Origin of the sequence: Virgibacillus sp. CM-4 (genome assembly GCF_000445495.1) — a bacterium.
GTDB classification, from domain to species: Bacteria; Bacillota; Bacilli; order Bacillales; family Amphibacillaceae; genus Virgibacillus; species Virgibacillus salexigens.
The window spans coordinates 147,762-171,025 of record NZ_AUQA01000006.1 but is presented as its reverse complement, the minus strand read 5'-3'; the positions used below and the strand labels follow the sequence as shown (position 1 = coordinate 171,025).

The window sequence follows — 23,264 nt, the reverse complement described above, 5'->3', positions numbered from 1 at the left end:
GCTCGATGGCAAGGGGCAGCATTTATTTTTTCTTATGGGGAATATATAATAACTGTCCTTCTGAGACATCATAGTCTTCATCTAATTGATTCTGCTTAATTAACTGTAAGGCCGAGATTTGATAACGTTCTGCAATTGAATCAATGGTATCTTTTTCTTGAACTATGCACAATCTCATTTTTGTATAATTGCTTTCTTCATTTCCCCTAAACATATCAGACAAATAACTGACATCTTTTACAGTTTCTTCATCATCCGTTCGATCATCAGATCCTTCATACACCTCTGGAGCAGATGTTGTCGACTCTTCTTCCCATTCATCATCAGATAGTTCGTCGATATTCACATCTCCATATTCTGTTGGAGACTCTGCTTCATCTTGTGAAGCAGTACCAAAGAATTCTTTTAGTGTTTTCGACTCCTTGTATTTCCATCTACCATCCGCTTCATCATAATGAGATTCACTGGATTCTTCAATCGATTCTTCTACTATTGGTTCTTCTATATCATTTGGCTCCAAAGCTTCTGTATTATCTCTTTCTTCTGTTTCCGATGAAAGCACGGGTAAATCAGACGGCATTATATCTTCGCTATTTACCGTATCAACTTCAGGTTCTTTTAGTTCAAATTGAAAGCTTTCTTCCTCTTCTCCCAAATTAGAAGAAAACGAATCCTCCGGGGTATTTAAATCTACTTCTTCTCTTTCTGCTACTTCATTTTCATTTACACCATGAATCTCAATTGTTGAATACAACCGAAATAAGGATGGATTCGGAATTTCATAATCAAATGTTTGGATATACACGCTAACATCATTTAAATCCGTCACACGATTGGCTGGCACAGAAATTTCCACTGGAAATTGATGAGAAAAAGTCGCAAGTCCATCTCCATTTTCCTCTACTCTTTCAACATAACGTTTCGACTGAAGATTTTCAGCCTCCAAGGATTCTCCAGTTATTTCTTCGGTTTGCTCGTATTCTCCTTTTAATTCAATAATTCCTCTAATTGAAATATAGTCGTTAAACGAATGTATGGAAATATCCGGCTCTAAGGAAACACCTCTCATTTCTTGGACTTCCTGTCCCTTTTCAAAATAGAGCGTTTCATTCAGTTCAAAGCTGAATACCGGTCGATCCTTTGACAATGCTCTTCCTCCTTTCAACATATATGTGCAATATGATTATATGTCTTAATTATCTATATGAACCCTTTTATACGGATATGCTTTGTTCCATAAAAATATAAAAAAGAGTTGCTCTCTATGAACAACTCTCATTCAAATAACAAATTATTTAATTTTAGAAAATGCTTTGCGGATTGCATTTATTGTGTAGTCTATATCTTCGTCTGTATGCGCAGTAGAAAGAAATATCCCCTCGAATTGTGAAGGAGGTAAAAATACACCTTCTTCAATCATTGCTCGATAGTACTGGGCGAAGTAATCGAGATTAGCACTTTGTGCCGTAGCAAAATTGGTTACTTCTTCATCGGTAAAGAATACTCCAACCATCGAACCAGCACGGTTTATGTGAAGTGGAATATTAAATTCTTCAGCAGCTTTTGAGAAGCCTTCCATTAAACGATCGACTTTTTTGCTAATTTCTTGATAAGAGGATTCATCGACAGCTTTTAACGTTTCTAATCCCGCAGTCATTGCTAAAGGGTTTCCTGATAATGTACCAGCTTGATAAATAGATCCTGTTGGAGCGACCTTTTCCATAATCTCTCGTTTCCCACCATAAGCACCTACTGGTAATCCACCACCAATAACTTTGCCAAGACAAGTCATATCTGGCGTTACTCCAAAATGCCCTTGCGCACAATGATAACCAACACGGAACCCTGTCATTACTTCATCAAAAATCAAAACTGTACCATGTTCGTTCGTAATAGTGCGTAGTTCATGCAAGAAATTACCTTTAGGTGGGACAACCCCCATATTTCCAGATACGGGCTCAACAATTACTGCAGCAATATCATCTCCATATTGCTCAAATGCATAACGTACACTTTCCATATCATTATATGGAACAGTTATCGTATTCTGGGCAATTGATTTAGGTACACCGGGACTATCAGGAAGACCTAATGTAGCAACTCCTGACCCGGCTTTAATTAACAAGGAATCACCATGCCCATGGTAGTTACCTTCGAATTTTAAAATTTTGTCTTTTCCCGTGTATCCTCTGGCTATACGTAACGCACTCATTGTTGCCTCTGTTCCTGAGTTAACCATACGTACCATCTCAATTGAAGGAACCCTATCAATAACAAGTTGAGCAAGTTCATTTTCTAATAATGTTGGTGCGCCAAAACTCGTACCTTTTTCTGCTGTTTGCTTTAATTTTTCGACAACACGATCATCCGCATGGCCCAACAATAAAGGTCCCCAACTCAAAACATAATCAATATATTCATTTCCATCAATGTCTTTAATTTTGGACCCTTTGCCTGATTCCATAAAAATTGGTGACATACCTACAGATTTAAATGCACGTACAGGAGAATTAACTCCACCTGGCATTAAATCTACCGCTTCCTTATATGCATCCTTTGAATTCGTAAAGCTATTCACAAAAATCACCTCATTAACGTTTAATTCGTAATTATTGATTCAACCATTTGGCTACATCTTTTGCAAAATAGGTAATAATTAAATTTGCTCCAGCACGTTTCATGGATAATAATTTTTCCATAACTAGCTCTTTCTCATTAATCCAACCATTTTGTGCCGCGGCTTTTACCATTGAATACTCCCCACTTACATTATACGCAACAACAGGAACATCAAATTGATTTCGAACTTCTCTTACAATATCCAAATAAGATAAGGCTGGTTTTACAATAAGAAAATCTGCTCCTTCTTCAACATCTGCTTTAGCCTCCCGCATAGCTTCTAATCGGTTGGCTGGATCCATTTGATAGGTTTTACGATCACCAAACTGTGGAGTACTATCAGCAGCATCTCTAAAAGGACCATAAAATGAAGATGAATACTTTACTGCATAAGACATAATTGGGATATTCGTAAAGCCTGCCTCATCTAAAGCTTGACGAATGACAGTTACAAACCCATCCATCATATTAGAAGGAGCAATGATATCTGCACCGGCTTTTGCTTGGGATACAGCTGTTTTAGCTAATAAATCCAGTGAAGCATCATTATCTACCTCATGACGGTGAATAACACCACAATGACCATGAGATGTATATTCACATAAACAAGTATCAGCAAGAATTAACATCGCCGGAAATTCCGCTTTAATCAAACGCGTTGCTTCCTGAACAATTCCAGTTTCAATAAAAGCTCCAGTTCCTTGTTCGTCTTTTTCCTTTGGAACACCAAATAACATCATTGCTTTTATTCCGAGCTCGTCTAATTCTGTTACTTCATTTAAAAGTAGGTCTAAAGAAACTTGGAAAACGCCGGGCATGGATGGTACTTCCCTCTTCAACTTTTCGCCTTCAATCACAAACATGGGATAAATTAAGTCATCTACACTTAACTGTGTTTCTCTAACAAGCGAGCGCATGGATGCCGAACTTCTTAATCTACGATGTCTAGCAAAGCCTTTTATATCTGTCATCATTTCTTCCCCTTCCTTATTATATCTTCTTGTATACGAGCAATCATACCATCTATTGTATATTCACTTGGCATTAAAATAGATGAAAAACCTAACTCCTTGGCACGTTGTTTCGTTGTTGAACCAATACAAACACAGGTTGCTGCCACATCCATTGTCGTCATTTCCACAAATGATTCAACTGTAGAAGGGCTTGTAAACGTAATATAATCAATTTGACTATTTAATAATTGCTCTCGCAGTTTATTCTTCATACTATAATTAGCATGTGTTTCATAGACTTCCATAGCTGTAAATGCCTTCTCAGCTGCTTTTAATCGATTCGGCAATACATCTCTTGAACGGTTCCCTCTAACAAGTAATATAGACGTGGCATCGGGATAGCTTGTTAGGAATTCTTCAGCCATCGTGGCTGCATTATAAGTACTTGGTATAAAATCCGCTTTTCTACCGTATAAAATCAATGTCTCTTCCGTTTTTCTACCAACCACTGCGATATTTTTCGTATGAAGTATATCTTGATTCACTTGATAGTAGTTAGCAAGCTGAAAGAAGCAATCTACACCATTGGAGCTTGTAAATAAAATCCAATCAAATGTATCTAACCTTTTAAAGTCTAAGTGATTTTCCTTTGTTTTACTGCATTCAATTCGCAATAGCGGAATTTCTATTGGAACGCCGCCCAACTGCTTTATCTTTTCTGAGAAAGCAGCTGTCTTCTTTTTTTCCCTTGTAATGAGAATCCGTTTATTTTGTAACGGGAAACTCATTACTGATCAAGCTCCTCTTTAACTTGATCAATAATTTCTTTAGCACCTTGTTTCATTAGTATTTCTGCTGCTTCTCTGCCAACCGATTCAGGATCTGTACCACGAACAACCTCTTTTAAAATCGTCTTCCCATCAGGTGTACCTACAAGTGCAGTAAGCACAATCGTATCATTTTCTAAATAAGCATAGCCTCCAATTGGAACTTGGCAACCACCTTCTAATAAATGGAGGAAGGTGCGTTCTGCTTTTACAGTACGTGCTGTGTATTCATTATTGATTCGTGCTAGTAGATCCCGCAGTTCCTTATCATCTTCGCGACATTCAATTGCTAATGCCCCTTGTCCAACTGCAGGCACACACACATCCGGCTCTAAATACTCTGTGATTAACTCTTCACTTAGCCCTACACGTTTCAATCCAGAAACCGCTAAGACGATAGCATCATAATCCTCTTCTCTTAGTTTACGAATGCGAGTTTCAATATTCCCCCGTATCCACTTAATCGTTACGTCTGGTCGTGCTGCTAAAATTTGTGCTGCACGGCGTAAACTACTCGTTCCTACAATAGCGCCTTCTTTAAGATCATGTAAAGAAATATTACCTTTCGAAATAAATGCATCTCGATGATCCTCACGTTCAGGAATAGAAGTTATTACAAGCCCTTCTGGCATTGTTGATGGCATATCCTTCATACTATGTACAGCTAAATCAATTTCTTTATCGTACATTGCCTGTTCTATTTCTTTCACAAATAAACCTTTTCCGCCTACTTTAGAAAGCGTTACATCCAGTATACGATCACCTTTCGTTACAATTTTTTTTACTTCTATTTCGTTGTCTATACCAGCTTGTCTTAATCTGTCTATTACCCAATCTGTTTGGGTTAATGCCAGATTACTTTTTCTTGATCCAATTACAATTTTACGCAATGTACTTCCTCCTTAACAGTTAAAAGTGAAAATTCGATAAGGTACTAAACAAAAAGAAATTGATGAGCAACAAGAGAAATGCTGCAGTATTGTACATAGCTGTTGCTTTCCCTTTGTAGTTGTTTATTAATCTTAAGATCAAATATACGATATAAACGCCTAAAACAAAAAACGAACCAATCGTTTTCAGGTCTAGCCAGTAAAATTCAGCGTTCGAAACATATGCCCAAACTACACCTAATATGATGGCAATTAGCAATAAAGGTACTCCAATGGTTACGGATTTAAAAGAATAGTCATCTAACCGATTCAAATCACCAAATCGCCACATCCATTTAAACCCTTTTTTTCGTTTTAATAGTTGATATTGAATAATATACATAAATGATAATAAAAACGAGAATGTAAAAAAACCATAGGATACAATTGCAATTGCTATATGCGTTACTAAAATTTCATGTACTAGCTGAACCCCATGCGTATCTAAATTTTCCTGAGCATTCAATAGCAAATATAATAATAGAATAAAAAAACTAAAAACATTTGTAAAAAATACAATGAAATGTACAGCGAAAAATTTATTTGCAAGTAATGAGATTGTCACTAATACCCAAGCATAAAGAAATAAACTATCATTCAGCGTTATTATTGGAAAATTATTCTTAATGAATACTTCATACAATAAAAAAACGGTTTGAATAATCCAAACCATACTAAGCAACCAGAAGGCGATGCGATTGACCCTCCGGTTGTCTTGAATAAAGTCAATAAAGTACCCAATCAAGCTTAATCCATAGATAATCAGTATGAATTCATAAAGCCATTTCAGTTCCATCATACTAGAATCCTTTCATTAAATGGTCTTTATTTTATCTAACAACGAAAAGGATACCTCTTTTTTCTTCATTGCTGTAGCTGTATCATTTTTTTTTGATTGTTTTTCTAGTTCAGCCTGTACTTCTTCCTCAATACCAAAAATATCAATAAAAAGTTGTAATGTTTCATCTGCTTTTTCTTTCGCAGCTAATTCTTTTGCCTGTGTAACAGGTTCCTTAAGTAATTGATTCACAATACTTTTTGTGTGTTTATTAATCACTTTTCTTTCTCTTTCTGTTAAATCAGGAATCTTTCTTTCAATACTTTTGACAGTTTCAGCCTGGATAGAAAGTGCTTTCTGTCTTAGGGCCGATATAACGGGTACAACCCCTAATGTTTTTAACCAGTCCTTAAATGCAACAATCTCCGCTTCAAACAGTAATTCAATCTCCTCAGCAGCAGATTTTCTTGCTTCTAAATTCTCGTCTACAATATGTTGTAAATCATCAATATCATATAGAAAAATATGATCCAGTTCGCTAATGCTTGGATCAACGTCTCTAGGCACTGCAATGTCCACTAGAAATAACGGTGAACCTTTACGTTGCTTTTGAATAGGTTCGATCATCTCTTTTGTTAATACAACAGAATCAGAACCTGTTGATGTTAACACAATATCGGCAGTCTGCATTACTTGAGATAAATTATCCATCGATTCAGCACCAGCATCAAATTTTAATGCTAGAGCTTCCGCTTTTTCTTTTGTACGATTCACTACAGTTATTTGGGATACTCCAGAGCCTTGAAGGTTCTTCGCAGCTAATTCCCCCATTTTACCGGCACCTAAGATGACGACATGTTTCTGGTGCATATCACCAAAGATTTTTTTGGCTAACTCAACCGCAGCGTAACTTACTGAAACTGCATGTTCACCAATAGCCGTATCCTTTTGCACTCGTTTGCCAAATGTAATAGCCTGTTTAAACAATTCATTAAAAATGGTACCTGTCGTTTGCATTTTTTGTGATGTAAGGAAAGCTTGTTTCACTTGTCCTAAGATCTGCGTTTCTCCTAATACCATAGAATCTAGACCGGTAACAACACGAAAAAGATGTTCCAGCGCACCATCATCTTCTGTAATTCGTAAGAAAGGGGTAAATTCCCCCTTATCTACATCAAACCAGTTCGACAAGAATTGCTTAATATAGTAACGTCCAGTATGAAGTTGATCAACTACAGCATAAATTTCGGTCCGATTACATGTTGAAACAATCACATTTTCTAAAATACTCTTTTGATCTTTTAGTGCAGCCATTGCTTGATGAAGATCTTCTTCTGAAAATGCGAGCTTTTCCCTTATTTCAACAGGGGCTGTTCTGTAATTAAACCCTACTTTTAATATATGCACATTATCTACCCCCAAAAATCCTTAACTCATCCATTCATTCATTATAACTTATTATCATTAAAAAATAAAAAGTTTTACTTAATAATTAATATAAATTAAAGCCTTTACTAATTACCATTATAACATGTAAATTTAATTACAATTTCTTAAAATGTGAACATAATCTGAAACAATATGGTAGGATAAACCGTATATGATATAACTCGACTGTACTTTATCATAATGGCCATTAAGAAGCAAGAATCTGATACAGCAACACTGAGGTGATACTTTGAAAAAACAACACACACTTGCAGCTTATTTATTAATTGGAATTGGGATATTTTTTTTATTACAACAATTAAAGATCCCCATCTTTTCTAATTTTTATTCATGGCAAACAATAATCATTCTAATTGGGCTTGTTTTACTTATACATAGTTATGCTACAAAGAATTACCATAATCTTTTTAGTGGAACCATTGTTTTAGGGCTTGGCATTCATTTTTACGGGCTTAGTTATTATTCCTTTTGGATAGATCATTGGGCAATGTATGTACTAATTGTGGGAATTGCATTTATTATTCGTTTTCTACAAACAAAAGAAGGACTTTTGCCTGGTATCCTCCTTATTGGTTTTGCAATTATCATGCTATTTTCTATTCAATTGCCGGTATGGTTAAATTGGATTTACGTGATTATTGATTTTATGGAACGATTTTGGCCAATTATATTTATCGTTTTAGGATTGTATTTGTTAAAGCGAAAAAAGTAGCCTGAAAAAAATGCAAGTATATCATAAGCCAATTGGATGGCGCTTTCCACTACCAAAGGCGGTTAAGGCCGTGCTCTAGTAATTAGCATTTGAACGAATAAACGATAAAATCCCAACTACGATCCGTATTCATATGCTCGGATGATAGTTGGGATATTTCTTATCTAAATCACTTTTGTTTCGGGCTCTTTTCTACAATACAGAGCTTAAAAATGCTTGGGTCCTTAATTCTTGTGGATAATCAAATACTTCTTTCGGTGTACCTGCTTCCACAATTCTTCCTTCATGCATATAAATTACCCAATCTGCTACTTCTCTTGCAAACCCCATTTCATGTGTCACAATAACCATTGTCATGCCCTCTTTTGCTAATTCTTTTATCGTTCCTAGAACTTCCCCAACAAGCTCTGGATCTAAAGCTGAGGTAGGCTCGTCAAATAACATCACCTTTGGGTTCATTGCGAGAGCTCTTGCTATAGCTACACGTTGCTGCTGTCCACCAGAAAGTGTTGAGGGATAGACATGAAGTTTATCACCCAATCCGACTTTTCCTAATAGTACTTTTCCTTCACTTACTGCCTGTTGTTTACTTTTACGCTTGACATGTGTAGGCGCTTCAATTATATTCTCCAGTACTGTCATATGGGGAAATAAATTAAAATGCTGAAAAACCATTCCTATTTTTTTACGAATCGTATTAAGATCATGCGTATTTTGTTCTATTCGTTCTCCATCAATTATAATATGCCCGCTATTTTTCAATTCTAAAAAGTTTAAACAGCGTAACAAAGTACTTTTTCCTGAACCGCTAGCTCCAACTAGTACAACGACTTCTCTTTCTTTCACTGTCAGGTTAATATCTTTCAACACCTGCAGATTTCCAAACGATTTGTTTAAGTTATTTACCCGTATCATTTCCATTGTATTCATTCATTTTTTGCCTCCCATACGATTTAGTCACTTTTAGCCAGTTTCTTTTCTGTTATGTTCACAAAATATGTAAGTATTAGGACAATGATCAAATAATAAATAGCTACAGTAATAAAATAAGGTAAATAATCAAAACTATTTGACCCCATCGTACTTGCTACTCCAAATAGATCTTGCATGCCAATAAATGAAATTAATGAGGAATCCTTTATACCAATGATGAACTGATTACCTAAAGAAGGAATTGCTCGTCGTATCGCTTGTGGTAAGACAATTCGTCTTATGGTTAAGCCACTACTCATACCAAGAGATCGCCCTGCTTCAATCTGCCCTTTATCAATGGATTGTATTGCACCACGAATTATTTCGGCTATATATGCGCCACTATGAAAAGCGAGTCCAGCTACACCTGCCCAAAACATTGGGATAAGCAGAAGATCTGTCAAGCCATAATACAAAATAAAAATTTGTACAATTAATGGTGTCCCTCGAACAATCCAAATGTATGCATCCGCTACCCATTTTAAAATCCTTATATTTGAAATTTTTAGGATGGCAAAAAACAACCCTATGATTAACGCAATAATTAAAGAAACGACAGATAATTTAATGGTAATCCATAAACCTTCCATAAACACATCCATACTACCAACAAATACATCAAAAAAATGTCCGATTGCTGAAAGAATCTTTATCAACCCCTTTCATACCATAAGAAATGTGCGCAAATAACGCACATTTCTTTTATTGCTCTGCTTCTTTCTTTTTAGTAATGTCTCCACCAATCCATTCTTTCGATAGTTCCTCTAATTCTCCGTTTTCTTTCATTTCCTTTAATACCTCATTAACTGCTTCTAAAAGTGCTTCATTTTCCTTTGAAATAGCAATTGCTTGTTCACTGATACCTAGTTGAATTCGACTTTCTACATTCAATCCATTATCGATAGCATTAAACCCTGTTACATCATCGGTAATAACTGCATCATGATGTCCCTTTGCCAAGGATTGAAGAGCTACAACGTCACTATCTACTTGAGGAATATTATCGGTATACTGTTTAGCAATTTCAATGTAAGTAGTTCCTCTTGCTACCGATATCTCCTTCCCTTTGAGGTCATCTGCAGATTGAATATCGCTATCTGGCCTAGTATAGATTACTGGACCTGAATAATAATAAGGTTTTGAAAAATTCACCTGTTCCAGACGTTCCTCTGTAATCGCATGACTTGCAACTGCAATATCATACCTCCCCTCAGTGACCCCTGTTACTATTCCCGCAAACTTCGCTCGCTGAGGATTTGGTTCTAGTCCTAATTTGTTAGCTATAGCTTTACCAACAGCTATGTCATAACCAACCATTTCGGTTCCTTCCATATAACTAAATGGTTTGAATTCGCCAGAAGCTGCAAAAGTTAATTTGCCTTCTTCAATTAAGGAATACTCATTATTGTTTTCCGTATTTCCATGGGAAGAAGATTCCGTCCCACAAGCGGAAATAAAACAGATGAATAATAGCATAATCAACATATTCCGTTTTTTCATTGAATACACCCTTTCTTTTTCTACCTGCGTTAAATCCTTATTTGATAAAGTATTAGCATAATTATAACAATTATCTAAAAATTCTTCGAATTCATTTACACCTAGTTTTTTTGCTTTGTATTCAAAAAACTTTGAATTACCTTGTATTCCCTTCGCTTCCCTCACATATACCTAAGCATCCTTTGAGATACCTTAACTATGCCTTCGTTTCGATACCTTCCCAAAAAAACCCGTAAAGGAAACAAAAATCATCTTGTTCCTTTACGGGCTTTTCTTTTTTAGAAATGTTTGCTTACAGTCCCATATATTCTCTTAAAATGGACCATGCCTCATCTTTTCCCTCCCCTGTTTCTGCAGAAAAGGGTAATAAAATATCTTCGGGTTCTAGATCGAATAGGTTTTTTGTACGTTTCAAATGTTTGGCACGTTTACTTTTTGGTACTTTATCCAATTTTGTTGCAATTACCACAACTGGAAGGTCATAATATTTTAAATAATCGTACATCTGAATATCATCATTCGTAGGTTCATGGCGTACATCTGTAATAAGCAGAACTGCCTTTAAGGAAGATCTTTTTTCAAAATAGGTTTCCATCATCTTACCCCATTTTTGCCTCTCTTTTTTTGAGACTTTCGCATAACCATAACCAGGTACATCCACAAAATAGAAAGCTTCATTAATTTTATAAAAATTAAGTGTTTGTGTTTTTCCTGGTTTAGAAGATGTTCTAGCTAAATTCTTCCGATTAATTAATTTATTAATAAACGAAGATTTGCCTACATTAGACCGGCCAGCTAAGGCTACCTCCGGTAATTGATCAGTTGGATATTGTTTTTCACTTACAGCACTTATGACAATTTCAGCGTTTGTTACTTTCATCCATATCCCCCACTAACGCATGTTCTAATACTTGGTCTAAATGGTTTACCGGAATAAATGTTAAGTCATTTCGAACACTTTCAGGTATTGATTCAATATCTTTTTCATTTTCTTCTGGCATGATAATCGTAGTAATCCCAGCTCGATGAGCACTTAGGGACTTTTCCTTTAAGCCGCCAATTGGTAAGACCCTTCCTCTAAGTGTGATCTCCCCAGTCATTCCGATTTCCTTTTTTACAGCTCGTCCTGTTAATGCAGAAACAAGGGCTGTAGCCATTGTTATGCCAGCAGATGGTCCATCCTTTGGTGTTGCACCTTCAGGAACATGAATATGAATATCACGTTTTTCGTAAAACTCTGGATCAATGTTTAAATCATTAGCACGAGATCGAATATAACTAAATGCCGCTTGTGCAGATTCTTGCATAACATCACCTAACTTACCTGTTAAGGTTAGCTTTCCTTTACCAGGGTAATGAGAGACCTCAATCGATAGGGTATCTCCTCCTGCCGCAGTATAAGCTAGTCCAGTTGCAGCACCCACCTGATCTTCCTCTTCCATTAATCCATATCGATAGATAGGTTTACCTAATAAATCCTCTATGCTTTTTTCAGTCACAACAACACGTTTTTTTTCATTCGATATAATTATCTTAGCTGCCTTTCTACACAATGTTGCTAATTGTCTTTCCAAATTACGTACACCAGCTTCTCTTGTATATGTACGTATTAACTTCATTAACGCTTGATCACGTAGTTGTAAGTCACCTTTTGTTAGCCCATTTTCCTTTAATTGCTTAGGTAGTAGATGCTGTTTTGCAATATGCTGCTTTTCTAATTCCGTATAACCGGCAATTGAAATGAGTTCCATTCGGTCTAGCAGTGGTCCAGGAATATTATTTACATAGTTAGCCGTAGCAACGAATAAAACATTTGATAAGTCATAGGTTTCTTCTATGAAATGATCGCTAAAATTACTATTCTGTTCTGGATCTAGTACTTCTAGTAATGCAGAAGACGGGTCACCCCGAAAATCGTTAGCCATTTTATCAATTTCATCTAAAAGAAAGACTGGATTAACCGACTTCGCTTTTTTCATGCCTTGAATAATTCTGCCGGGCATCGCACCGATATATGTTCTCCGGTGACCTCTAATTTCTGCTTCATCACGAATTCCGCCTAATGAAATTCGTACAAAATTTCTATTTATAGAACTGGCTATAGATTTAGCTAGCGATGTCTTACCAACTCCAGGTGGACCTACTAAACAAAGGATTGGCCCTTTAATTGTTTGCGTAAGTTTTTGTACAGCCAAGTATTCAAGAATTCTTTCCTTTACTTTCTCTAATCCATAATGATCTCGATCTAATATCGCTTCGGCATGTTTTATTTCGATTGTATCTTGTGTCTTTTCTATCCACGGTAATGCTAATAACCATTCAATATAATTTCGAATTACCGAGCTTTCAGCTGAGCTTTGTGGTACTTTCTCATATCTATCCAACTCTTTTAGAGCAACATTTCTAATATGCTCCGGCATATCAGACTGCTCAATCTTTTCTTTCAGTTGACCTACTTCGCCAGTTTTGCCATCCTTTTCTCCAAGCTCTTTTTGAATTGCCCTCATTTGTTCTCTTAAATAGTATTCTTTTTGTGTTTTTTCCATTGATGTCTTCACACGTTGTCCTATTTTCTTCTCTAAATCGAGTACCTTTTTCTCATTAGTAATGCTCGTAATTAATTGCTGCAGTCTGTCTTTCACATTTGGTGTTTCCAAAAGTTCTTGTTTTTCTTTTATTTTTAAGGACAAATGAGAAGTGATCATATCCGCTAATCTGCTTGGCTCATCAATATCTGAAACCGTATCAAAAGTTTCATGTGTTATTTTTCGAGATACTTTACTATATTGTTCAAATTGATCTAGAAGAGATCGCATCAATGCTTCCTCTTCATGCTGATCACCTTGAATATCTTTTAACTCTTGAATTTCTACAATAAATTCATCCTGCTGTTCAATATAACGAATGATTTCTCCTCGATAGATCCCTTCCACTAACACACGCATCGTTCCATTTGGAAGCTTAATCATTTGCTTCACAGTTGCTAGTGTACCAATAGAATAAATATCTTTTGGTTCTGGATCCTCCAATCGAACTTTCTTCTGAGCAGCTAGAAAAATCTGCTGGTCATCCATCATTGCCTTTTCTAATGCAGCAATTGATTTCTCTCGCCCTACATCAAGATGCAATACCATTGATGGAAATACTAACAGTCCACGTAAAGGTAGGAGGGGAAGTTGCCTGTTATCATTGGTCATCGTATGTACCTCCAAATATTATGTAATGTAATTATTTATATCATATGTTCTTAAAGTTTATATAAAAGAATTTTATTTGTAAATTATTATCATACGTCATATTCGATTTTTATTAAGCTGTTCTTATCATTCGTTCGCCATATAAAAATATACGAAATATCATGAAAAGAGACCGACTCGTTACTAAGAACATGTAATAAAGTCAGTCTCTTCACATCATTATTTAAATTAGAATAGATTACTGTTACGCACTCTCTTTCGGATGTTTCTTATTACCTTCCATTACGGTACCATCACGATAAACCAACTTCGGACTGCCATTCTCTTCTTCCACGGTTTTCTTCGTAATAATACATTTCTCAATATCTTCTCTTGATGGTAAATCAAACATCACATCAAGCATAATACCTTCGATAATGGAACGTAGACCTCTAGCACCCGTTTTACGTTCTATCGCTTTAGCAGCAATTTCCCTTAGTGCTTCATCTTCAAATTCTAGTTCTACATCATCCATTTGAAATAGCTTTTCATATTGTTTAACTAATGCATTTTTTGGTTTAGTTAAAATTTCTATTAAGGCTTCTTCATCTAATGGAGTTAGACTTCCTACAACAGGAATTCGGCCAATAAATTCAGGAATTAATCCATAACGAAGGAGATCTTCTGGAAGTACTTTTGCTAGCAACTCTCCCATTTCTAAGTCCTGCTGCTTCTCGTTTGCACCAAATCCAATTACTTTTTTACCAAGACGACGTTTAACTACCTGATCGATGCCGTCAAATGCTCCACCGACAATAAATAGAATGTTAGTTGTGTCGATTTGAATAAATTCTTGATGTGGATGTTTACGGCCGCCTTGTGGTGGTACACTTGCAACCGTTCCTTCTAGAATTTTAAGTAAAGCTTGTTGTACACCTTCACCCGAAACATCTCTAGTAATTGAAGGGTTTTCCGACTTACGTGCTACTTTATCAATTTCATCAATATAAATAATTCCTTTTTCTGCTTTTTCAACATCGTAATCGGCAGCTTGAATTAGCTTAAGTAGAATATTCTCTACATCTTCCCCGACATAACCTGCTTCTGTAAGCGAAGTTGCATCTGCCATGGCAAATGGCACATTAATAATACGAGCTAACGTTTGGGCTAGCAATGTCTTCCCACTACCTGTCGGCCCAATCATAGCGATATTACTTTTTGATAATTCCACATCATCTGCTGTATTCTTTGTTGTATTAATACGCTTGTAGTGATTATAAACTGCAACAGAAAGATTCTTTTTCGCTTTATCTTGACCAATTACATAATCATTTAGGATTTCACAAATCTCTTTCGGCTTTGGGATTTCTTTTAGTTCTGTTTCCTCTTCGGTTCCCAATTCCTCTTCTACAATTTCTGTACAAAGTTCAATACACTCATCACATATATAAACGCCTGGTCCAGCAACTAACTTTCGAACTTGATCCTGGCTTTTACCGCAGAACGAACATTTCAATTGCCCTTTTTCTTCATTAAATTTAAACATTCCATTTCACCCCTAAAAGTTTAAATCTGCTCCTACGCATTTCACGCTAGGTTTCAACTTTTATAGTCATCATATCAGATCGAATTTAAAATACAAAACAATAAACCTTTTTTAAAGTTAATTTGTATCGTATATACATTGTTATCTGTATTCATTTACCATAAATAAGTGATCTAATATGGACTTGTTCCCATCATAAATTAATAAGTAAGGATTGACTTCTAGCTTTTATTGTTACTTAACATTAACACATACTATTACTATATGTTAATTCTTTAAATAAAGTCGCTAAAATTACAATTCCTCAAAATCGTTTGTATTAAAAATAATGGAAAACAAGGTGCGAACGCATCGCACCTTGTTTTAGTCTTTGCCTTATCTCGCATGATCTAAACCTTATAATAAGATTTAAACAGCTTTGCTGTGTTCTACAAGGAAATCAATGGCTTTTCTCATTTTTAAATCACCTTTAATTGCGTCCGTATTACCACCAAGCATTTGCTTTAGCTGCTCTACTTCTGCACCATACATAGAAGCCATTTTTTCAAGTTCTGCATCTACATCTTCTTCAGAAACTTCAAGACCTTCTTCGTCCACAATTGCTTCTAATGTAAGATTTGTTTTTACTCGTTTCTCAGCATCTTCTCTCATTTGTTCTTTCAATGCAGCTTCATCTTGACCAGAGAATTGAGAATACATTTCTAATGTCATGCCTTGCATCTGCAGACGCTGTTCAAACTCTTTTACCATTTGGTCTAATTCCGTATCCACCATTGCCTCTGGAACTTCAGCTTCAGCATTATCGCTGGCTTTTTCAACTAAAGTTTCACGTTTTTGGTTTTCGACATCCTGTTTCTTCTGTTCAAGAAGTTGTTCTTTTTTCTTACTTTTCAATTCTTCTAGCGTTTCAACTTCATCATCGAGGTCTTTAGCAAACTCATCATCAAGTTCAGGAAGTTCTTTGTATTTCACTTCATGGATCTTCACTTTGAAGGTTGCTTCTTTACCAGCAAGGTCTTCTGCATGATAATCTTCAGGGAAGGTCACAGAAACTTCGGTGTCTTCTCCAGTTTCTTTGCCAATTAATTGTTCTTCAAAGCCTGGGATAAATTGACCAGAACCGATTTCTAAGGAATGATTTTCACCTTTTCCACCTTCGAAAGCTTCTCCATCAACGAAACCTTCAAAGTCGATAACAGCTGTATCTCCTTCTTCAATTTTTCCTTCTTCTTTTACAACTAATTCAGCATGATGTTCGCGTTGATGTTCTAAATCATGTTCCACATCTTCATCTGTAACTTCTACAGATTGATCTTCCACTTCAAGCCCTTTATATTCACCAAGTTTTACCTCTGGTTTAACGGTAACTTTTGCTGTAAAAACAAGTGGTTGCCCTTTTTCAATTGTGTCAATATCAACATCTGGTTGTGCTACTGGTTCAATGCCTGTTTCTTCAACTGCTTGCATATAAGCATCTGGAAGTACAATGTCAACCGCATCCTGATATAGTGCTTCTACTCCAAAACGTTTTTCAAAAATCCCACGCGGAATTTTACCTTTACGGAATCCAGGAATTTGAACATCTTTGGATACTTTTTTAAATGCTTGATCCAATGCTTTGTCAAATTCTTCAACACTTACTTCAATCGTAAGTACTCCTTCATTGCCTTCTTGTTTTTCCCATTTCGCTGACATAAAAATTCCCTCCAAAATCTATTATATCCTTCATATTTCACGTTCATTATTATATAATGATCTAAATTTACAACCATCTTATTATAACATAATTACTATGCCTTTCAAGCATTTAACGACATTCTTAGCTTTCTTCTATAATACTTTCATATAGTGTTTCACATAGTTCGATCTCTTCTATGTAATGCCTATTTTCGATAGACGATTCTTCCCTGGTGGGAGATGGAATATTTAAATACGATGAGCCCACATATTTCAATGATTCGGCTATCCATTCAGCATCTTCTTCACCTGGCAAAACCGGAAACCTTACATATAAATAATGATTTAATAGTTTAAGCAATAAGTTATATAAGGAAGGATCTTTTTGTTCCAACTCACCGATAATTAATAAAATCTGCTTAAATAAGATTTGATTATGTATATTGGGAACTTCATCTGGTTTTACATTTAATGCTGTATCCCACTTATGAACCTTCACCTTATCCTTATAGTTAATATCCTGAAGCCAAATAAATACAGCTGTTTTAATGACAGGGTGAATCGATCCCTTCATTAGCAGCGATATGACCTCTTGAGTTGGGTCACTCCTCAATTTCCGCAATTTCTCAAGCAATCGCCATTGTTTTCGATAATCCTCAGCCTCAATTGCTTCATGCAACTCATCTAAATAAGTAGTCGTATGCTCTACCGAAACATCTGCCTTCATTTTACTACTCATCTCATATAATTGCTGAAACTGCTCTTGCATCATGGATGGCACAGCATTTGATTGAAATTCATAGTCTATTTGCTTCATCAATGTATCGTATTGATTGGTTTGAAATAGAATCGTTAAATAAATATGTAAATAATGATAATAATGTTCATCCTTATGTTTTAGTAATTCTTCACATATATCTTGAGCTTCATGATGACGCCCTAATTCCATTAAGCAAATTAGCTTACCACTAATGATTTCATAGCTATCAATTTGGTAACTTAATAACTTATTTAATTTTAACAGAGCGTCTTCATATTTTTTTTCTTTCAGAGCCTGTAAACTCTCTTCTTCTAATACTGTCCTCCATTTCGGAAAAAGAATGACATTTTCTGGCAAGTTCTGCATTGTCTACCTCCTCTCATGCGTGTTTATAGTATTTAATTTTAACATACTAGATATACATTCCCGATGCAAAGAAATTTCAAACTTTAAGCTAAGATGTTCTTCCTTTAAATGGGGAATGAAACGTATCCGCATTATAGCATATAACCAGAATTCAAAGAAATGTGACCTAACGATTACATATGGCTCTAAGAGCATGGTTTGATTATAATAGGGTTAGAGGTGAGAATATGAGTGAAGCATTGAAGCAAATCTATTGGGCCATCAAGCTTGGGGAAAAATTAAAATATGAGTTAAGGCATAGCTGGCTATCAAATGGGCGACAAGAAAGTGTGGCGGAACATACTTGGCGATTATCCTTAATGGCGATGTTAATCGAACCTTACTTAGAGGAAAATATTGATTCTGAAAAGCTATTAAAAATGATCATTATTCATGATTTAGTAGAGGCTGAATCGAGTGATATCCCTGCTTTCGATACATTAAATAACCCAAAACTCCTTAAGCAGAAACATGAAAAGGAAAGAGAAGCAATCGACCATATAAAGCAAAAGTTGCCAGAACCCCTTGGTAGCAATGTTTTCGATTTATGGATAGAATTTGAAAACAAACACACCTATGAAGCAAAAGTTGCCAATGCCCTCGATAAGCTTGAAGCACAAATTCAACATAATGAAGCGGATATAGTTACATGGAAGCCCATTGAATATAAAATGAGTTTTATGCTGGATCAACATACGAATTTTAGCCCGATACTTAGTCAATTCAAAGATCTAATCGAACAAGAAGCAGAAGAAAAGATAAACAAGGCCAATCATCTATCGCCGTAGACTAGCACTAATATGTTAAAGAGAGTGATTTCTGTGTTATTGCTGGTCAGGAATATTACGAATAATGCGAAAACATTTATAATAGGAGTGAAATATGTTTAGTAGTATTTTAATGTTTCTTTAATCTTTTACAGGAAGAGGCTCCTAGCACCTTTACTGCTACTATAACAGTTTAAAAAAGGGGGTAATCAATATGACATTAGTGTTAGCTTCTTTTATTATTTCCCGAGCGGTATTATTTATAGTAGTGAAAAAGAAATATGGGAATCAGTCGAAAGCAATAAAAAATGGCAATAGAAAATCAAAATATGCGACATAGTTAAGGGTAGATCTAAGCAAGAGGTTTCATTCGTATGCATGCAACATCGAATCTTGAGCATTCAAAGCCTAATTAGCGAATGACAGCTCGAGTATAGGGAGTAGGAGTCTTAAATCTAGTATATATAAAATACTTGTATCTGGAATGATGTTGATACAGTAGGAAAAAAAGTTCCGTAAAAGATTTGGTTAGGGAATAACAGATGGTGCAGCAGGTAGACAATAAGAAAACATGACCAAATGTGTTATTATCACAGTTGGGCATGTTTTCTACCTAATTCATATTTCTTAGTGACGTCCCAGGCAGGATTCGAACCTGCGACCCACAGCTTAGAAGGCTGTTGCTCTATCCTGCTGAGCTACTGGGACAAAATTTTTATGTATGGAGCGGGTGAAGGGAATCGAACCCTCGTCATCAGCTTGGAAGGCTGAGGTTTTACCATTAAACTACACCCGCAATTTTTATGAGATAAACGCTTATAAATTAAGTAATATGTAATGACTCGTTTTTAACGGACAAGAATCATTATATAAACTTATAGGTGGTTTGTCAATACTTTCTAGTAAATCCATTAAAAAACTCATCCATTCTTATTACATTCAATGGATGAGTTTTGAAGATTATAATTTTGCCTCGTATTGTAAGTCATCAATCACCTTACCATCTGCAGTAAAGAACTCAACGGATATCGATGCTTTTGATTCCCATTCCATTATTGCGTATGTTTTTTCTTTACGCATACGTGGAAGCCTAATGCTTCCAGGATTAATCAATAATTGATCTCCTTGTTGTACAGCTCCAGCAAGATGTGTATGGCCAAAACAAATAATTTGAGCACCTAATTCTTCTGCTCGATAAGAAACATGCATCAAATTTGCTTTCACTTGGTGGAGATGGCCATGGACAATGAAAAAGGTTAGTCCATTAATTGATAACATCTGTTCTTCTGGGTACCTTGAATCAAAGTCACAGTTCCCCATAACTGTATAAAATCCAGCCATTGGTGGTTCGTCCAAATCTAACTCCGAATCTCCGCAATGAATTCGATAATCGACATCGTGACGTGCTTTAATCTTGTCTAATTCGTCAGTTAACCCATGGCTGTCACTTAAAATAAGTACTTTTGCCATTGAAATCATCCTATTCCTTAGTATAATGATCGATTTTTACGTATGGTTTCTTCTAACTGTAAGATCGCGTTCTTACGATGGCTAATTTGATTTTTCACTTTCGGAGATAACTCTGCCATCGTTTCTTGATATCCATCAGGAATAAAGATTGGATCATAACCGAACCCATTCTTTCCACTTGGAGCAATTGAAATATGACCATTACATATTCCTTGATAAAATTGGGTTTCTGTGTTTGGCCTTGCAACTGCTAATACACATATAAACCTTGCCGTTCGATCTTTTTGTGGTACGCCTTCTAATTCAGTCAATACTTTGTTTATATTTGCTTGATCATTTTTATCCTCTCCAGCATATCTCGCTGAATAGACACCTGGCCTGCCGTCTAAAGCATCAATAATCAATCCTGAATCATCTGCAAGTACTGGCTGAGATAAGATATTGGCAATGGTTTCAGCTTTTAATGCAGCATTTTGCTCAAATGTTTCACCCGTTTCTTCTACGTCAGGCAGTTCTTCTCGTTCATTCAATGATACAGCAGCCATATCATATGCATTAAAAAATTCTTTAAACTCTGTCGCCTTGCCTTTATTTTTTGTAGCAATAATAATTTGTTTCATTATTATTCTCCTTTTTCGTCAACGAGCTCACCGATGTGATTTGCATACTCACCTAGTGCTTCACGTTGCTTTTCAAATATACGTTGCATTCCTTCATCTGCTAACTGCAACATAGCCTGAAGTTGCTTATTGCTAAACGTGGCTTCTTCTCCCGTTCCTTGAATTTCTACAAATTCACCGGAACCAGTCATTACGATGTTCATATCTACAAGTGCTTGGGAATCTTCTTGATAATTTAAATCAAGGATTTCGCTATTATCAGGTAAAACGCCTACAGAAGTTGCTGCAAGAAAGTCCGTTACTGGCATTTTCTTAAGCGTTTTATTCTCTATTAAAGTCGAAAAAGCTAATACTACAGCTACAAATGCTCCCGTAATCGAAGCCGTTCTTGTACCACCATCAGCTTGAATGACGTCACAATCAACCCATACGGTTCGCTCACCAATACTATCTAAATCAACAACTGACCGTAAAGCTCTTCCAATTAATCGTTGTATTTCCATCGTCCTGCCACTAACCTTACCTTTTGACGATTCTCGTATATTCCGTTGTTCGGTAGCCCTAGGCAGCATTGCATACTCTGCTGTAATCCAGCCCTTCCCTTGGCCACGCATGAATGGAGGAACTCTATCTTCAATGCTAGCATTGCAAATTACTTTTGTATCACCTACTTGAATCAGTACAGAACCTTCCGGATGCTGCAGGAAATTCGTTATGATTGTAATTGGTCGTAAACTGTTACGGTTTCGTTGATCATTTCTCATCTTAACTCCTCCTTCGTTCAATCATTAGCTTAACATATTTTTTATCGAAACCACTATAGAAATACATGCTATACTAATTTATCCATGCATATAGCATAAGATAATTCTTCAAACATGGGATTTGCGCTTATCCCTACGTATCCTCTTTATAATCATCTTATCTATAAGGATATTATTGCCATTTACCTTGAATAAAAGCATAAAAAAAAGAGGCTTGCTGAAAGCCTCGACCTAATTATATTTCTTCCGTAGGAGTAAATTGCTGTTTAGTTACTGGTTCCGTGTAAGCTTCCCCATTTTCATTAACTAGCTGTTCCACATTTTCAACACTTACTTGGACGGCATCGACCCCTTTAACTTCTGTCATCGTACGTACGATTGTTTCCATGACCTCATCAGAAATCACTGCCTTTTCCCCATCTTTTAAAATATCATTATTGAATTGAAGTTGTAAGATACCATCTTTCAAGGATGGCTTACTTGTTAACGTCGTCGTAGGATTAAATACTTGGGTGACATTGCTTTGTACACCTGGCCCATCAACAAGATTCTCTACTATGGCACTTAGTTCATCAGCATCTTGTTTTTGTTCAACATATTGAGTTACCGGTACATAGTAACGATTTTCATCATGTTCCGCAGGGTAAAACATCGTAACCGTTTTACTTTGCATTAAGTCAGAAGTACCTGTATCCGTAACATTGATTCCATTAGCTCTTGAGTATCCTTGGCTGATCGGTGTGCCATTAACTGGCATCTCGCTTAAGGCTTTTCCTTCCATCTGTAATTGAACGTCTTTGACATTTTCAAATTGAGTTAAGGAATAAGTAACTGCCTCAAGTATTTTCTTTTCGTCGTTCGCTTCATAGTTCGAAAATTCTTCAGATAAATTAACAATCATGGTTCCGTCTTCTTGCAGGTCAATTCCCAACACCTCTGTGCCAGCTGGTAACACTGCCTGAAATCCATTTGGCAAGATCTGCGCTACTGGACCATCTTTAACGAGATACTCCAACACTTGGGAAGCTACTTCCTTTGATTCTGGATTTGGCAGTTCTAATGTTTGGGATGCGACCATTCCATTTGCGTCCATAAGATAAAGTTCTCTTGCAACCGTTTCACTCTTTGGCTGCTCGCCTTCTTTAGCATTTTCCTTCTGTTCTCCTGATTGTGAATCTTCCAAGTTATCAACTGGTTCCGCATTTTGTGGCGGATCCATTTCTTCCTTTAATGATTGTTCCCCCTGAAAGCATCCTGCTAATATAACGGACATCGTTAATGTCCCTGCTATTAGTAATCCGCGCTTGTGCATATTTTTCCCTCCTACGATGGTTTGTACT

General features: G+C 36.1%; 22 protein-coding genes and 2 tRNA genes. 3 read left to right on the top strand and 21 right to left on the bottom strand.

The genetic code is table 11. The annotated features are described in order from the left end of the window. Positions 1 to 22: 22 nt before the first annotated feature. The 7 genes from spoVID to hemA form a co-directional block, all read right to left on the bottom strand. Entirely contained in the window at positions 23 to 1,147 is a 1,125-nt protein-coding gene (spoVID, locus tag M948_RS34050; protein WP_021290966.1) for a stage VI sporulation protein D, read from the bottom strand. A gap of 144 nt (positions 1,148 to 1,291) precedes the next feature. After that, on the bottom strand, positions 1,292 to 2,578 hold the full coding sequence (gene hemL / locus M948_RS34045) for a glutamate-1-semialdehyde 2,1-aminomutase (RefSeq protein ID WP_021290965.1): 1,287 nt from the start codon (positions 2,576 to 2,578) through the stop codon (positions 1,292 to 1,294). A 31-nt stretch (positions 2,579 to 2,609) separates the two neighbouring features. After that, complete coding sequence (hemB, locus tag M948_RS34040) at positions 2,610 to 3,590, bottom strand: porphobilinogen synthase (RefSeq protein ID WP_021290964.1); 981 nt, start codon at positions 3,588 to 3,590, stop codon at positions 2,610 to 2,612. Next, positions 3,590 to 4,360, bottom strand: coding sequence for a uroporphyrinogen-III synthase (locus tag M948_RS34035; protein ID WP_021290963.1), 771 nt, complete (start codon positions 4,358 to 4,360; stop codon positions 3,590 to 3,592). The genes hemB and M948_RS34035 overlap by 1 nt, the downstream gene beginning before the upstream one ends. Further along, positions 4,360 to 5,289: a hydroxymethylbilane synthase gene (gene hemC, locus M948_RS34030; RefSeq protein WP_021290962.1), complete on the bottom strand. Its 930-nt coding sequence runs from the start codon at positions 5,287 to 5,289 to the stop codon at positions 4,360 to 4,362. Before hemC ends, M948_RS34035 begins: the two co-directional genes overlap by 1 nt. Before the next feature lie 19 nt (positions 5,290 to 5,308). Beyond that, positions 5,309 to 6,127: a cytochrome c biogenesis protein CcsA gene (gene ccsA, locus M948_RS34025; RefSeq protein WP_031335481.1), complete on the bottom strand. Its 819-nt coding sequence runs from the start codon at positions 6,125 to 6,127 to the stop codon at positions 5,309 to 5,311. A gap of 15 nt (positions 6,128 to 6,142) precedes the next feature. Then, positions 6,143 to 7,513 (bottom strand): glutamyl-tRNA reductase, encoded by a 1,371-nt coding sequence (gene hemA, locus M948_RS34020; protein ID WP_021290960.1) that lies wholly within the window; start codon positions 7,511 to 7,513, stop codon positions 6,143 to 6,145. A 271-nt stretch (positions 7,514 to 7,784) separates the two neighbouring features. On the opposite strand from hemA, the gene M948_RS34015 reads away from it, so the two are divergent. After that, the gene (locus tag M948_RS34015; protein WP_021290959.1) at positions 7,785 to 8,267 is read left to right on the top strand and encodes a LiaI-LiaF-like domain-containing protein; all 483 of its coding nucleotides are present in this window, start codon (positions 7,785 to 7,787) and stop codon (positions 8,265 to 8,267) included. 192 nt (positions 8,268 to 8,459) lie between these two features. Here the strand turns inward: M948_RS34015 and M948_RS34010 are convergent, their stop codons facing one another. From M948_RS34010 to M948_RS33975, 8 genes are all read right to left on the bottom strand, one after another. Then, positions 8,460 to 9,197: an amino acid ABC transporter ATP-binding protein gene (locus M948_RS34010; protein ID WP_021290958.1), complete on the bottom strand. Its 738-nt coding sequence runs from the start codon at positions 9,195 to 9,197 to the stop codon at positions 8,460 to 8,462. A gap of 23 nt (positions 9,198 to 9,220) precedes the next feature. Then, a complete protein-coding gene (locus M948_RS34005; protein WP_051170067.1) occupies positions 9,221 to 9,841 on the bottom strand; it encodes an amino acid ABC transporter permease in 621 nt (206 codons plus the stop codon). Between the two features lie 100 nt (positions 9,842 to 9,941). Continuing rightward, positions 9,942 to 10,739 (bottom strand): transporter substrate-binding domain-containing protein, encoded by a 798-nt coding sequence (locus M948_RS34000; protein ID WP_031335477.1) that lies wholly within the window; start codon positions 10,737 to 10,739, stop codon positions 9,942 to 9,944. Positions 10,740 to 11,031: 292 nt separating this feature from the next. Then, entirely contained in the window at positions 11,032 to 11,619 is a 588-nt protein-coding gene (yihA, locus tag M948_RS33995; protein WP_021290955.1) for a ribosome biogenesis GTP-binding protein YihA/YsxC, read from the bottom strand. Next, complete coding sequence (gene lon / locus M948_RS33990; RefSeq protein WP_021290954.1) at positions 11,600 to 13,936, bottom strand: endopeptidase La; 2,337 nt, start codon at positions 13,934 to 13,936, stop codon at positions 11,600 to 11,602. The genes yihA and lon overlap by 20 nt, the downstream gene beginning before the upstream one ends. A 244-nt stretch (positions 13,937 to 14,180) precedes the next feature. After that, positions 14,181 to 15,461, bottom strand: coding sequence for an ATP-dependent protease ATP-binding subunit ClpX (clpX, locus tag M948_RS33985; protein WP_021290953.1), 1,281 nt, complete (start codon positions 15,459 to 15,461; stop codon positions 14,181 to 14,183). Between the two features lie 408 nt (positions 15,462 to 15,869). Further along, the gene (gene tig / locus M948_RS33980; RefSeq protein WP_021290952.1) at positions 15,870 to 17,156 is read right to left on the bottom strand and encodes a trigger factor; all 1,287 of its coding nucleotides are present in this window, start codon (positions 17,154 to 17,156) and stop codon (positions 15,870 to 15,872) included. Positions 17,157 to 17,280: 124 nt separating this feature from the next. Continuing rightward, on the bottom strand, positions 17,281 to 18,264 hold the full coding sequence (locus M948_RS33975; protein WP_021290951.1) for a tetratricopeptide repeat protein: 984 nt from the start codon (positions 18,262 to 18,264) through the stop codon (positions 17,281 to 17,283). Positions 18,265 to 18,491: 227 nt separating this feature from the next. Here M948_RS33975 and M948_RS33970 point away from each other — a divergent pair, with 227 nt between their 5' ends. Together M948_RS33970 and M948_RS43845 are read left to right on the top strand one after the other, a co-directional pair. Further along, positions 18,492 to 19,091, top strand: coding sequence for an HD domain-containing protein (locus M948_RS33970; protein WP_021290950.1), 600 nt, complete (start codon positions 18,492 to 18,494; stop codon positions 19,089 to 19,091). A 193-nt stretch (positions 19,092 to 19,284) separates the two neighbouring features. Next, the gene (locus M948_RS43845) at positions 19,285 to 19,410 is read left to right on the top strand and encodes a hypothetical protein (protein ID WP_021290949.1); all 126 of its coding nucleotides are present in this window, start codon (positions 19,285 to 19,287) and stop codon (positions 19,408 to 19,410) included. Positions 19,411 to 19,704: 294 nt separating this feature from the next. Here the strand turns inward: M948_RS43845 and M948_RS33965 are convergent. The 6 genes from M948_RS33965 to M948_RS33940 all read right to left on the bottom strand — a co-directional run bounded on the left by M948_RS33965 (position 19,705) and on the right by M948_RS33940 (position 23,236). After that, a tRNA-Arg gene (locus tag M948_RS33965) sits at positions 19,705 to 19,778 on the bottom strand. Positions 19,779 to 19,792: 14 nt separating this feature from the next. Next, a tRNA-Gly gene (locus tag M948_RS33960) sits at positions 19,793 to 19,866 on the bottom strand. Positions 19,867 to 20,030: 164 nt separating this feature from the next. Continuing rightward, entirely contained in the window at positions 20,031 to 20,540 is a 510-nt protein-coding gene (locus tag M948_RS33955; protein ID WP_021290948.1) for a metallophosphoesterase, read from the bottom strand. Positions 20,541 to 20,557: 17 nt separating this feature from the next. Continuing rightward, positions 20,558 to 21,160: an XTP/dITP diphosphatase gene (locus M948_RS33950; protein ID WP_021290947.1), complete on the bottom strand. Its 603-nt coding sequence runs from the start codon at positions 21,158 to 21,160 to the stop codon at positions 20,558 to 20,560. A gap of 2 nt (positions 21,161 to 21,162) precedes the next feature. Continuing rightward, positions 21,163 to 21,924, bottom strand: coding sequence for a ribonuclease PH (gene rph, locus M948_RS33945; protein WP_021290946.1), 762 nt, complete (start codon positions 21,922 to 21,924; stop codon positions 21,163 to 21,165). Between the two features lie 235 nt (positions 21,925 to 22,159). Then, the gene (locus M948_RS33940; RefSeq protein WP_021290945.1) at positions 22,160 to 23,236 is read right to left on the bottom strand and encodes a GerMN domain-containing protein; all 1,077 of its coding nucleotides are present in this window, start codon (positions 23,234 to 23,236) and stop codon (positions 22,160 to 22,162) included. Between the last annotated feature and the right edge of the window lie 28 nt (positions 23,237 to 23,264).